This window comes from Williamsia limnetica, from assembly GCF_003217475.1.
Classification (GTDB): domain Bacteria; phylum Actinomycetota; class Actinomycetes; order Mycobacteriales; family Mycobacteriaceae; genus Williamsia; species Williamsia limnetica.
The window spans coordinates 65,643-78,752 of record NZ_QJSP01000021.1 but is presented as its reverse complement, the minus strand read 5'-3'; the positions used below and the strand labels follow the sequence as shown (position 1 = coordinate 78,752).

Genomic DNA, 13,110 nt, shown 5'->3' with positions numbered 1-13,110 from the left:
CGGGTCAACGCTACTAGTGTGCTCATCGAATTCACCGAACGAGGCCCGTCGACGATGTCGAAATGCTGCCGGTCGTCGACAATTCGCTTCCGTCATCGGTGCGGGACGTCACGTTCGGAACGGCGATCCTCTTCAGACCCGCAAACTCTCCACACCGGTGCCCAACACATCGGCGATCTGTTCCGCCGTCACCGCGCCCTCGCGCACTATCTTCGGTGCCATGTCCGTCAGATCGACGATGGTCGACGGCATGGCCTTCTCGGCCGGCCCGCCGTCGAGATACACCGCGACGGACTCACCGAGTTGGTCACGGGCCTCCGCCGCAGTCGTCGCCGGCGGACGCCCCGAGATGTTGGCACTCGACACGGCCATCGGGCCGACCTCTCGCAGGATGTCGATCGCGACAGGGTGCAGCGGCATCCTCAACATCACCGTGCCGCGGGTATCTCCCAGGTCCCAGGCCAGCGAAGGCGCCTGGTGGACGATCAGACTCAAACCACCCGGCCAGAAGGCGCGGGTCAATTCGCGGGCAGTCGGCGACACCGAGAGCACCAAGCCGTCGATGGTGGTCCATGACCCCACAAGCACCGGGACGGGCATGTCCCGACCCCGTCCCTTGGCCGCCAGCAGGCTGTTGACGGACTCGGAATCAAAAGCGTCGCAACCCAACCCGTACAGCGTGTCGGTGGGCATCACAATCAGGCGGCCACCCTTGGCGGCGCCGACGGCAGCGCGAAGTCCGGCCGCCCGGGAGTCGGGTTTGCTGCAATCGAACGTAGTGCTCACGGCTTCATCTTTGCACGTCGCGCCGAGACGAAACGCGCCCGACCGGAGAGGTCTTTCATCTGGGAGATCCCTTCGAAGTCGCCACTGGTGTCCAGGGCCGCCATCACCAGCGCACCGGTCGTGTCATCGTGCTCGATCGCGACGGCACCGCCCGGTACCAGCACACGGGCGATGGTCTCGATCATCGGGGTGATCACCGACATCCCATCGTCGCCGCCGAACAGCGCCAGCACAGGATCGTGCTCGGCCACCTCGACGGGAAGGTCCGCTCCGATCGGGATGTACGGCGGATTGGCAACGACAAGATCGGCCGACACCCCCGCGAGGATTCGGGGATCACGCACATCCCCCTGGTGCACGACCACTCGGTCACGGACCCGCTGTGGGAGATGAGAGACGTTGCGCCGCAGCCAGGTCAGCGCATCGGGATCGAGCTCCACCGCGTGAACGGTCGAACCTGCGACCGAATCCGCCAACGCAAGGGCGAGCGCGCCACTGCCGCTGCAGAGGTCCGCCACGACCGGATCCGCCACCGCGGCGAGGACTTCGCATCCCCACGACCAGAGGAGTTCGGTCTCCATCCGCGGAATGAAGACACCGGGGCCCACCTCGACCTCGACCGAGCCGAACTGCACCCGGCCGACGATGTGCTGCAGTGGCTCCCGGGTCGCGCGCCGCCTGACGAGTTCATGAAATCGAGAGAGCTGGTCGTCGGTCAGATCGTCGACCAGGACCAGCTCGCCGACGGTTCTGCCGACGACATGCGCCAGCAGCAACGTGGCGTCGACATCCGGGGTCTCGACACCGGCGGTGGTCAGGACATCCGTCGCCGCGCGACGGATCTCACGAACGCTCACTCCGCCTCGAGGCGGGCCTGGCGATCGGCGGCTTTGAGCGCGTCCAGCAAGGCATCCATCTCACCGGACAGCACAGCATCGAGGTTGTTCGCCTTGTACCCGATGCGGTGATCGGTGATGCGGTTCTCGGGGAAGTTGTAGGTGCGGATCCGCTCCGAACGGTCCACGGTTCGGACCTGAGCTGCACGGCCCTCGGACGCCTCCGAGTTCGCGGCCTCTTCCGCAGCAGCCTGCAGACGCGCGGCCAGGACCTGCATCGCGCGAGCTTTGTTCTGCAACTGTGAGCGCTCGTTCTGGCACGTCACGACGATGTTGGTCGGAAGGTGGGTGATGCGGACCGCCGAGTCGGTGGTGTTGACCCCTTGACCACCTTTGCCGGAGCTGCGGTACACGTCTATCCGGAGGTCGCCCTCGTCGATCTGGACCTGTTCGACCTCGTCGGGTTCCGGGTAGATCAGCACGCCCGCGGCCGAGGTGTGGATACGCCCCTGCGATTCGGTGACCGGGACACGCTGGACGCGGTGCACACCGCCCTCGAACTTGAGTCGGGCCCACACCCCGTCGGGACCGTCACCCTTGGATTTGATCGAGATCGTGGCATCTTTGTATCCGCCGAGGTCGGATTCGGTGAGCCCGAGCGTCTGCGCCTTCCAGCCGTGCCGCTCACAGTATTTCAGATACATCCGGGCCAGATCGGAGGCGAACAGCGCCGATTCCTCACCGCCGGCACCCGATTTGATCTCCAGCACCACGTCATCGCCGTCGTGCGGATCGCGAGGGGCCAGCAGATCGGTCAGCGCGGTGTCGAGTTCGGTGACCGTTCGCTGGAGGTCCGGGATCTCCGCGGCAAACGTGCTGTCGTCGGCCGCCAGTTCACGCGCGGCCTCCAGGTCGTCCTGCGCCGCCGCGAGTTTGGTGTAGGTGGCCATGATGGGCGCGAGCTCTGCGAACCGCTTGCCCACCCGGCGTGCAGCGGCGGGGTCGTCGTGCAGGGCGGGATCCGACAGTTGAGTCTGCAGGCCGGCGTGCTCGGCGAGGATGTCGTCGATCGCGGACGGCTCGGGAGTACTCATGACCTGATTCCTTGGCAGTGGGGCAACGATGAGGCGCACAACGAAACCGGCGCCCACCTCCGCCGCGAGGGCAGAGATGGGCGCCGGTCGGACAAGCTACTTTTCGGCTGCTGCGTCGTCCTTCTTGGCTGCGCGCTTGCCGTAACGCTTCTCGAACCGTGCGACGCGGCCACCGGTGTCGAGAATCTTCTGCTTACCCGTGTAGAACGGGTGGCACTGCGAACAGACCTCGACGTTGATCCGACCGTTTTCCTTGGTGGAGTGGGTCTGGAAGGTGTTCCCGCAGCCGCAGACCACAGTGGTCTCGACGTATTCGGGGTGAATTCCCTGCTTCATTTCTGGTGTCCCTTTCGGTGGTCGCCGGGTCACCTTCGCGGATCGAAGGTGTGAACCGGAACCGGACTCTGGCCGCTCAGTATGCCAGAAGCGCTGGTCTCTGAGCCAATCGGTGACGTGCGCGGCACCCACCGGCAACAGCTCGATCCGACATCTGCGGCACGATGGTGACAACGACGGACCGGTGGGAAACATTCCACCGAACAGACGGGTGGGAACGTGGCACACACATTACGGTCGGCCGCAGCCGGATTGGCGCTGGTGGCGGTGCTGGCCGGCTGCCAGTCAGCCGAGACCGGGCAGGCTGTTCGAGCCTCGACGGGCGCCGGATCCGCCGAGGATTTCGTCCCGAGCGCCGACAATCCGGATCCCACCGATCAGATCGACGGGGTCCTGCAGGTCTACTACCCGTCCCCGCAGCACGTGGGCCGCGACGGCCGCGTGCGGTATCAATACTCCCCGCCACTGGGTGGAACCCACGACTACGGGTGGGCGGGATGCACCGGGGTGGTCTACCCCACCGGGATCCGCACCGAGAACGCGGTGCATTCCCTCGAACACGGCGCGGTGTGGATCGCCTACAACCCCGAGGACCTCGACGACGACGACATCGATCTACTGGCGGCACGAGTCGATGGGGTCGAGTACACGCTGATGTCGCCGTACCCGGGGCTCGACCACCCGATCTCGGTGCAGTCCTGGGGACACCAGCTCAAACTCGAAGACGCCGACGACCCCCGAATCGATCAGTTCATAGCTGCCACCAAGCAGAACTCTCAGGCCGGCGTCTACCCCGAAGACCCGACTGCGACCGGATTCCCGGAGCCAGGAGCGACGTGCTCGGCGGTGCCCGGGGTATTCGATTTGGCCGATCCCCCGCCGTTCGATCCTCGGCAGGGCGACGTACCCGACAGCTGACCGCCGACGCAGACAACAAACCCACCTTGTTCCGGCAAAACCACTGGTTACAACCAGTGGGTGTGCCGGAACGAGGTGGGTTTGCCTCGTTCTGCTGCTAGTCGTCGTCGCGCATCGCGCCCGGTGCGGTCTTCTGGACCTGCATCAGGAACTCGACGTTGCTCTTTGTCTTCTTCAACTGACTGACCAACAGGTCGATGGCCTGCTGGGAGTCCAATCCGGCGAGCACCCGGCGCAACTTGTGCACGATCGAGAACTCTTCGGGCGAGAGCAACAACTCGTCCTTACGGGTACTCGACATGTTGACATCCACAGCCGGGAAGACGCGACGCTCGGAGATCTTGCGATCCAGTTTGAGCTCGGCGTTGCCCGTGCCCTTGAACTCCTCGAAGATGACCGTGTCGCCCGTGGAACCGGTCTCGACCAGGGCCGAGGCGATGATCGTGAGCGATCCGCCGTTTTCGATGTTGCGGGCCGCACCCAGGAAACGCTTGGGCGGGTACAGCGCAGTCGAATCGACGCCACCGGACAGGATTCGGCCCGATGCCGGCGAGGCGTTGTTGTACGCGCGGCCCAGACGAGTGATCGAATCCAGCAGCACCACAACATCTTTGCCGTCTTCAACGAGACGCTTCGCGCGTTCGATGGCGAGTTCGGCAACCGAGGTGTGATCTGACGGCGGACGGTCGAAGGTGGAGGCGATCACCTCACCCTTCACCGACCGCTGCATGTCGGTGACTTCTTCCGGCCGCTCGTCGACGAGCACGACCATGAGGTAGCACTCTGGGTTGTTGATAGAGATGGCGTTGGCGATGTTCTGCAGGATCGTGGTCTTACCGGCCTTCGGCGGGGACACGATCAGCGCGCGCTGGCCTTTGCCGATAGGCATGACCAGGTCGATGACGCGAGTCGAGATCCGGTCGCTCGTCGTCTCGAGCCGAAGCCGCTGATTTGGGTACAGCGGGGTCAGCTTCACGAATTCCGGCCGCTTCTTGGCTGTTTCGACGTCCGAGCCGTTCACCGAGTCGAGGCGCACGAGCGGGTTGAACTTCTGCCGCTGATTCGACTGATCGCCGTCTTTGACGACCTTGACAGCACCGGTGATCGCGTCTCCGCGACGCAGGCCGTTCTTACGAATCAGATTCATCGACACGTAGACGTCGTTGGGGCCCGCCAGGTAACCGGAGGTCCGCACGAAGGCATAGTTGTCGAGGACGTCGAGAATGCCGGCTACCGGCTGCAAGACATCGTCGTCCGAGATCTGCGGGTCACCGCCGCGTCCCTCACCGGGGCCGTCGTTTCGGTCGCGTCCGCGACGGCGCTCACGGAAGCGACGTCCTCGACGCCCTCCGCGCTCGTCATCGTCGCCCGGACCGTTGTCGCGGTTGTTGTTGTTGCCACGCGGACCGTTGTTCTGGCCCTGGCCGTCGTTGCCGCGGTCATCGCGATTCCGGTTGCCCTGGTCATCGCGATTCCGGTTGCCCTGGTCATCGCGATTCCGGTTGCCCTGGTCGTCACGGTTCCGGTTGCCCTGGTCATCGCGATTCCGGTTGCCCTGGTCGTCACGGTTCCGGTTGCCCTGGTCATCGCGATTGCGGTTACCCGAACCCTGGCCTTCGCGGTTCTGGTTGCCGTCGCGGCCCTGGTTGCCGTCGCGATTCTGGCCACCGGCCTGGTTGTCCCGGCTCTGGCTGTCCCGATTGCTGTTCTGGCTCTCGCGACCCCGGCGACGCTGACGTCGCTGGTCACCGCCGTCGGCCGAGTCGTCGTCGGTGCCGTCGGAGGTCTTCGTCGAGGCCGCGCCGTCCGTTGCCGGTTCCGCGGCGACCTTGGCGGTCGGGGTCTCGGCTTTTGTTTCGACGGCAGGCGCCTCGGTGGCCGCCTCCTTCTTGCGGGAAGACGTCTTCGGCTCAGCAGTCGGCTGCACTTCCGCGGTCGTGGCCTCGGCTTTTGCCGGCGATTTCTCGGCAGGCGCCTTCGCAGTTGCCTTTGCCTTGGCGGGTGCCGGCGCGGAGCCACCGCTCTGACGCTCCTTGATGGCAGCGATCAGGTCGCTCTTGCGCATACCTGACGTGCCCTTGATGCCCAGCTCACCGGCCAGGCCGCGAAGTTCGGTGAGAACCATCCCCGACAGCCCGGTCCCACGACGACGTTCGGCTTTCGGAGTGTCTACTCCACCGAGATCGAGGGTGTTTTCCGAGCCCGGTGCAGTGATCAGGTCCGTATCCGTCAACGGATATCCTTTCCTTCCCCCGCCGGTAGATTCGCGGGGGCCAAAGTTCTCGCGCCTGGAAGCCAGGTGAGAGATGCCGCTAAATTTTCAGCGGTCTTATGAGGCTTGTGTAGTTCGCCGCGCTTCGCATTTCACTTCGCTGACGCCAGCGGACTATGACTGTCGAATATGACATCGTGTGAAGAGCACGCCCTGAAAACTTAGCGGCTGGACGGGTACATGCTAACCACGATCAGCGATCTCGGCAACACCCTGGGCTTACGGCGTGTTCGGCGATGATCCCCGATGTGCAACGTGTACCTGCCCAAAATCAGTGTACGACTACTCCGGGGGCAATCTCCACCTCATCGAGAACAAATCCCAGCTCAGCTGCTTTGTCCCGAGACTGTGCGGGTAATTCGGATGCGGTCAGGGCGAGCACTGTCGGACCGGCCCCCGACACCGTGGCCGGAACGCCCCGTGCGCGAAGCCACTGCACCAGCGAGGCAGTGGCGGGCATGACCGGGGCTCGGTATTCCTGGTGGAGGCGGTCCTGAGTCGCAGCCATGAGCAATTCCGGTTCGGCGGTCAGTGCCAGCACGGCCAAGGCCGCCCGGCTGACATTGAACACCGCATCCGTCCGGGCGACGGCGTCCGGCAGCAACCCCCGCGTGACAGCGGTCGACGACTCGAACTGCGGAACCATCGTGAAGGCCCGGATCGTCGGGTGGACGGCCAACGTTCTCGCGAAATAGTCGGTCCCGGGCGTGCTGCCCGCCGCACCCGCGCCCCCGGGTGGGGCGGCGGACTCCGACCAGGACACGACCGCGCCCCCCAGCACACTCGCCGACGCATTGTCGGGATGGCCCTCGAACTCCGATGCCAGTTGGATCAGTTTTTCGGCGGACAGCGGCGTCCCGACGCCGGCTGCCGCCACCAATCCCCCGGCAACCGCGAGCCCACCGACCACTGCCGACGCGGACGAACCGAGCCCACGCGAATGTGGAATGCTGTTGCGACACTGCACGTCGAGACCGGGCACGGTGACACCGGCGGCCTGCAGCCCGCTGTTGATCGCGCGGACCACCAGGTGCGCATCATCGAGCGGCACCCCCTCGGCGCCCTCACCGCTCACGCTGATCCTGAGCCCTGGCTCCCCCACCGACGCCGAGATGTCGTCGTAGATTCCCAGTGCGATGCCCAGACAGTCGAACCCGGGACCCAGGTTGGCACTCGATGCCGGCACCCTCGCTTCAGCTCGGACACCTACGGGGAGAACAGAATTCATGCCGTGGATCAGCTCAGGTTCAGGGCGCGGGCCACGGCGACCGGGTCCACCGGGATAGCCTCGACGGGCGGGATTCCCGCCAGTGCGGTGTCGGGATCCTTGAGTCCGTTGCCGGTGACGGTACAGACGACGACCTCGCCTGCCGAGATCCAGCCGTCTTCCCGTGCGGCCAGCAGCCCGGCCACACTCGCTGCGGAGGCAGGCTCGACGAACACACCTTCGCGCCCGGCGATCAGCCGGTAGGCCTCCAGCAATTTCTCGTCGGTTGCTGCGAGGAACTTGCCGCCCGATTCGTCCTTCGCCGCGATCGCCTGGTTCCAGCTCGCGGGCGAGCCGATCCTGATGGCGGTGGCGATCGTCTCGGGGTCCTTCACCGGCGCACCCGACACCAGCGGCGCAGCGCCCGCGGCCTGGACGCCCAGCATGCGAGGAGTCGAGGCGACAACACCGTCGCGGTGATACTCGGTGTACCCCTTCCAGTAGGCGGTGATGTTTCCCGCGTTCCCGACCGGAAGAGCATGAACGTCCGGAGCCCGTCCGAGCACGTCCATGATCTCGAACGCTGCCGTCTTCTGGCCCTCGATTCGTGCCGGGTTGACCGAGTTGACCAACTCGATCTCGGTCCATTCCGCGGTCGCCTTCCGGGCGAGCTCGAGACAGTCGTCGAAATTGCCCTGCACCTGGATGATCTTCGCTCCGTGCATGACCGCCTGGGCGAGTTTGCCCATCGCGATCTTCCCCTCGGGAATCAGCACAGCACAGGTGATCCCGGCACGGGTGGCATAGGCCGCCGCAGAGGCCGAGGTGTTGCCGGTCGAGGCACAGAGCACTGCGGTCTTGCCATTGTTGACGGCGTTGCTCACCGCCATCGTCATGCCGCGATCCTTGAACGAGCCGGTGGGGTTGAGACCCTCTACCTTCAGATAGACCTCGCAGCCCGTCAGCTCGGACAGGTGCGGCGCGGCGATCAAGGGCGTACCACCCTCGAGCAGGGTCACCACTTTCCAGTCGTCGCGGACCGGGAGGCGATGACGGTAGGCCTCGATCAACCCCGGCCAACGGCTGTGCACTACCGATTCAGTCATTTGTACCCTCCAGTCGCAGAACGCTCGATACGCTCAGCACGGATTCCAATTTCTCAAGTGCGGCAACGGTTTCCGACAATGCGGAGTCGGGGGCACGATGTGTCACGACCACCAGACGGGCGTCATCACCCGCACCTTCTTGCCGAACCGTCGAGATGCTGATGTTGCGCGAGGAGAACTCGCCGGCCACGGTCGAGAGCACCCCGGGGCGATCTGCGACGCGCATGGACACGTAGTAGCGCGTCCGCACGTCACCCATCGGCGCGATCGGCAACGACGCGTAGGTCGACTCGAGCGGGCCACGCCCACCGTGCACCTTGTTGCGTGCGGCCATCACCATGTCTCCCAGCACAGCAGACGCCGTCGGAGCACCACCGGCGCCCTGACCGTAGAACATCAGACGGCCGGCATTCTCCGCTTCCACCACCACCGCGTTGAACGCACCGTTCACCGACGCCAAGGGATGCGCCAGCGGCACCAGGGCCGGGTAGACACGAGCCGAAATACGCTGAGTGCCATCCTCGTCCACGATGCGCTCACAGATCGACAACAACTTCACCGTGCAATCGAGCGCCTTGGCCGATTCCAGGTCGTGGGTCGTGATCTTGGAGATGCCCTCGCGGTAGACGTTGAGCGCGGTCACACGGGAATGAAACGCGATCGACGCCAGGATGGCGGCCTTGGCCGCCGCGTCGTAGCCCTCGACGTCGGCGGTGGGATCGGCTTCGGCGTACCCGAGGCGGCCGGCCTCGGCCAGCGTCTCGGCGTAGTCGCTGCCATCGGCATCCATCGCCGACAGGATGAAGTTGGTGGTGCCGTTCACGATTCCAGCGACCCGGGTGACGGTGTCCCCGGCGAGCGATTGCATCAGTGGCCTGATCACCGGTATCGCCCCGGCCACCGCCGCCTCGAAATACAGATCGACCTTGGCTCCGGCCGCTGCGGTCGCGAGCTCGCCGGTGTAGTCGGCGAGCAGAGCCTTGTTCGCCGTGACCACGGACTTGCCGCCCTGGAGCGCCTCGCGGATCAGCATCCGTGGCGGGTCGATGCCACCGATCAGCTCGACGACGATATCGACATCGTCGCGGGTGATGAGTTCCTCGGGCTTGTCGGTCAGCAGGGATGGATCGATCCCGCGAGGTTTACTCAGATCGCGCACCGCGACGCCACGCAACTCGACGGGAGCTCCGACCCTTGCCTCGAGATCGTTGGCGTTGTCGGTGATGATGCGCACCACCTCGGTCCCGACATTTCCCATTCCGAGCACCGCGACACCGATCGGGCGCGCTTTCTTCTCCGTCACTCGTTCACCTCCAAGCTCAATAGATCCTCGACGGTTTCACGACGCAGCATCAGCCGCGCCTCACCGCCGCGGGTGGCGACCACCGCGGGCCGCGTGATCATGTTGTATCGACTCGACATCGAATAGCAGTAAGCCCCTGTCGCGCCCACCATCAGCACGTCACCGGGTGCCACGTCATCGGGTAGCCAGCAGTCACGGATGACGATATCGCCGCTCTCGCAGTGCTTTCCGACCACGCGACTGACAACCGCACGGGCCTGCGAGACACGCGACGCCAACCGGACGTCGTACTCGGCCTGATACAGCGCCGTACGGATGTTGTCGCTCATGCCACCGTCGACCGACACGTAACGACGATGCGCCCCACCCGGTCCCAGCTGCACGTCCTTGACCGTTCCGACCGTGTACAACGTCACTCCGGCCGGGCCGGCGATCGCCCGCCCGGGCTCCACGGCGATGGTCGGCGTCGGCAGGCCCAACGCGGCGGATTCCCGCTCCACGATCACCGCCAGCTTGTCGGCGACCTCTTGAACCGGCGGCGGATCGTCGGACGGCAGGTACGAAATGCCGAGGCCGCCACCCAGGTCGAGGATCGACAGCTGAGCGGTCTTGTCCACGCCGAACTCGGTGACCACCTCGCGTAGCAGCGAGAGCACGCGATGCGCCGCGAGTTCGAAGCCCCCGACGTCGAAGATCTGCGAGCCGATGTGGCTGTGTAAGCCGACGAGCCGGAGATTGTCCGTCGCGAACACCTGCCGAACCGCGGACATGGCCAGTCCGCCCGCGAGCGAGAAGCCGAACTTCTGGTCCTCGTGTGCGGTGGAGATGAACTCATGCGTGTGGGCTTCGACGCCCACGGTGATGCGCACGAGCACGTCTTGGACCACTCCGAGGCGACCGGCGATCTCGTCGAGCCGGTCGATCTCGATCATCGAGTCGAGCACCACGTGCTCGACTCCGGACGACACCGCCAACTCCAGTTCGCCGGGCGACTTGTTGTTGCCGTGCAACGCGATCCGACCGGCCGGGAACCCCGCGCGCAGCGCCACCGACAATTCACCTGCGGAACAGACGTCGAGTGAGAGCCCTTCGGAGTGCACCCACCGCGCGATCTCGGTCGAGAGGAACGCCTTCGACGCGTAGTGCACATGCTGGGCGGATCCGAACGCCTGCGCCATCTCGGCGCACCGCGCGCGGAAGTCGTCTTCGTTGATGACGAACAGCGGGGTGCCGTACTTCTCGGCCAGCTCGGTGACCGTGATCCCCCCGATCCGCGCGACATCGTTCTCGTCGCGGTCGGTGCCCTGCGGGTAGACGTGGGCCGGCAACTGTGCCAACTCTGCAGGGCTGTTGGGCCTTTCGGCCAGCTGGGGTGCCGCCAAGACCTCCGCGTGCCGCGGGCCTGCCGGGTGTGCGTTCACATTCTCTCCGGTGCGCTGACGCCGACCATCGCCAAACCGTTGGCGATGACCTGCTGGGTGGCGCCGCACAATGCGAGTCGCGCGGCGTGGAGTTCGGTCGGCTCTTCGTCGCCTTGGGGTAGAACCCGGCAGCGATCGTAGAACTTGTGATAGGTACTGGCGAGCGACTCCAGGTACCGGCAGACGCGATGTGGCTCACGGAGTTCCGCGGCCAACGTCGCGACCGCCGGGAAGTCCCCTATCGTGCGGATCAGGTCGCCTTCGGCGGCTTCGGTCAGCAGCTCCAGGTGATCGGTGGACATCGACAGTCCGAGGGAAGCGGCGTTGCGTCCGATCGCGGCAAGGCGGGCGTGTGCGTACTGGACGTAGTAGACCGGGTTTTCGTTCGACTGGCTGACCAGCAGATCCAGATCTATGTCGATGTTGACGTCCACCGACGACCGGATCAGCGAATACCGTGCTGCGTCGACACCCACGGCCTCCACCAGATCGTCCAGTGTGATGACCGTGCCCGCTCGCTTGCTCATCCGCAGCGGTTGTCCGTCACGCACGAGGTTCACCATCTGCCCGATGAGCACCTCGAGCCGGTCCGGGTCGTCGCCGAGCGCGGCCGCGGCAGCCTTGAGCCGCACCACGTATCCGTGATGATCGGCGCCGAGCATGTAGATGCACAGGTCGAATCCGCGGTCGCGTTTGTCCTTGAAGTACGCGATGTCTCCCGCAATGTAAGCGGCTTCTCCGTCGCTCTTGATGACGACCCGGTCTTTGTCGTCACCGAACGCAGTCGACCGCAGCCACCACGCACCGTCGTTCTCGTAGAGGTTCCCGTTGGCCTTCAGCTCGGAGATCGCGCGTTCGACCTGGCCGGACTCGAACATCTTGTTCTCGTGCGTGTACACGTCGAAGTCGGTGCCGAACTCGTGCAGGTTCGCCTTGATCGAGGTGAACATGAGGTCGACGCCGTGAGCTCGGAACGCCTCGAGACGCTCGGCCTCCGGCAGCGCCAGAACGCCAGGCACGGCCGCAACCACCGACGCAGCGATGTCGCCGATGTAGGCGCCGGCGTATCCGTCGTCGGGTGTGGGCTCGCCCAAGGCAGCGGCCAGCAACGACCGTGCGAACCTGTCGATCTGAGCGCCGTGGTCGTTGAAGTAGTACTCGCGCGTCACCGCGGCGCCCTGAGCCGACAGGACGCGCCCCAGGGCATCCCCCACCGCAGCCCAGCGGGTACCCCCGAGGTGGATGGGTCCGGTCGGGTTGGCGGAGACGAACTCCAGGTTCACCCGGAGGCCGTCGTAGAGGGTTCCGGTCCCGTAGGTGCCGGCGTCGGCGAGGACATCGGCGACCACAGCGTTCTGGGCGTCGGCCGCGAGCCGGATGTTCACGAATCCCGGCCCGGCGATCTCGGCGGACGCGATGCCATCGCGGGTCAGGAGCTCCGCGGTCAGCCATCCGGCCAGCTCACGCGGGTTCGCTCCGACCTTTTTACCGAGTTGCAGCGCGATGTTGGTGGCGTAGTCGCCGTGCTCTGGGTTGCGCGGTCGTTCCACCACAACAGCCTCCGGCAGCGCGGACGAGTCGAGTCCGTGGTCGGTGAGCACAGTGGAGGTGGCGGCACGGAGCAGTACCGCGAGGTCGGCGGGGGTCACGATGCACCATCCTATTGGCCGGTGCCACTGCGATGACAATCGCATTGCCCAGGCCCCGACCCGAACCGACGACTTCGCCTCACTCGGACCGGGTTCGTTCGGACATCGGCCCAAGTACACTGTGTGATCGCCGGTGGACCTCCTCGGCAGCGTCATGTGCGCACTCCATAGAACTGCACCGA

The 13,110-nt window shown here is 65.4% G+C and carries 11 protein-coding genes; 1 reads left to right on the top strand and 10 read right to left on the bottom strand.

All coding sequences use genetic code 11. From position 1 onward, the window contains the following. Positions 1 to 132: 132 nt before the first annotated feature. The 4 genes from DFR67_RS26235 to rpmE all read right to left on the bottom strand — a co-directional run bounded on the left by DFR67_RS26235 (position 133) and on the right by rpmE (position 3,052). Positions 133 to 786: an L-threonylcarbamoyladenylate synthase gene (locus tag DFR67_RS26235; RefSeq protein WP_084835107.1), complete on the bottom strand. Its 654-nt coding sequence runs from the start codon at positions 784 to 786 to the stop codon at positions 133 to 135. After that, positions 783 to 1,643, bottom strand: a complete 861-nt coding sequence (gene prmC / locus DFR67_RS26230; protein WP_110472413.1) for a peptide chain release factor N(5)-glutamine methyltransferase — start codon at positions 1,641 to 1,643, stop codon at positions 783 to 785. Before prmC ends, DFR67_RS26235 begins: the two co-directional genes overlap by 4 nt. Next, positions 1,640 to 2,716, bottom strand: coding sequence for a peptide chain release factor 1 (prfA, locus tag DFR67_RS26225; RefSeq protein WP_110472412.1), 1,077 nt, complete (start codon positions 2,714 to 2,716; stop codon positions 1,640 to 1,642). Before prfA ends, prmC begins: the two co-directional genes overlap by 4 nt. A gap of 96 nt (positions 2,717 to 2,812) precedes the next feature. Further along, a complete protein-coding gene (gene rpmE, locus DFR67_RS26220; protein ID WP_084835109.1) occupies positions 2,813 to 3,052 on the bottom strand; it encodes a 50S ribosomal protein L31 in 240 nt (79 codons plus the stop codon). 219 nt (positions 3,053 to 3,271) lie between these two features. Here rpmE and DFR67_RS26215 point away from each other — a divergent pair, with 219 nt between their 5' ends. Continuing rightward, positions 3,272 to 3,970, top strand: a complete 699-nt coding sequence (locus DFR67_RS26215) for a thioredoxin-like domain-containing protein (protein WP_110472411.1) — start codon at positions 3,272 to 3,274, stop codon at positions 3,968 to 3,970. A 97-nt stretch (positions 3,971 to 4,067) separates the two neighbouring features. Here DFR67_RS26215 and rho read toward each other — a convergent pair whose 3' ends face one another. The 6 genes from rho to argS form a co-directional block, all read right to left on the bottom strand. Beyond that, positions 4,068 to 6,203, bottom strand: coding sequence for a transcription termination factor Rho (gene rho, locus DFR67_RS26210; protein ID WP_110472410.1), 2,136 nt, complete (start codon positions 6,201 to 6,203; stop codon positions 4,068 to 4,070). Between the two features lie 310 nt (positions 6,204 to 6,513). Beyond that, positions 6,514 to 7,470 carry a homoserine kinase gene (gene thrB / locus DFR67_RS26205; protein ID WP_110472409.1) on the bottom strand — a complete coding sequence of 319 codons (957 nt, stop codon included), beginning with the start codon at positions 7,468 to 7,470 and terminating at the stop codon, positions 6,514 to 6,516. 8 nt (positions 7,471 to 7,478) lie between these two features. Beyond that, entirely contained in the window at positions 7,479 to 8,555 is a 1,077-nt protein-coding gene (gene thrC / locus DFR67_RS26200) for a threonine synthase (protein WP_084835113.1), read from the bottom strand. After that, complete coding sequence (locus tag DFR67_RS26195) at positions 8,548 to 9,858, bottom strand: homoserine dehydrogenase (RefSeq protein WP_110472408.1); 1,311 nt, start codon at positions 9,856 to 9,858, stop codon at positions 8,548 to 8,550. Before DFR67_RS26195 ends, thrC begins: the two co-directional genes overlap by 8 nt. Continuing rightward, positions 9,855 to 11,279, bottom strand: coding sequence for a diaminopimelate decarboxylase (lysA, locus tag DFR67_RS26190; RefSeq protein ID WP_110472407.1), 1,425 nt, complete (start codon positions 11,277 to 11,279; stop codon positions 9,855 to 9,857). The genes DFR67_RS26195 and lysA overlap by 4 nt, the downstream gene beginning before the upstream one ends. Further along, on the bottom strand, positions 11,276 to 12,928 hold the full coding sequence (gene argS, locus DFR67_RS26185) for an arginine--tRNA ligase (protein WP_110472406.1): 1,653 nt from the start codon (positions 12,926 to 12,928) through the stop codon (positions 11,276 to 11,278). The genes lysA and argS overlap by 4 nt, the downstream gene beginning before the upstream one ends. Positions 12,929 to 13,110 lie beyond the last annotated feature (182 nt).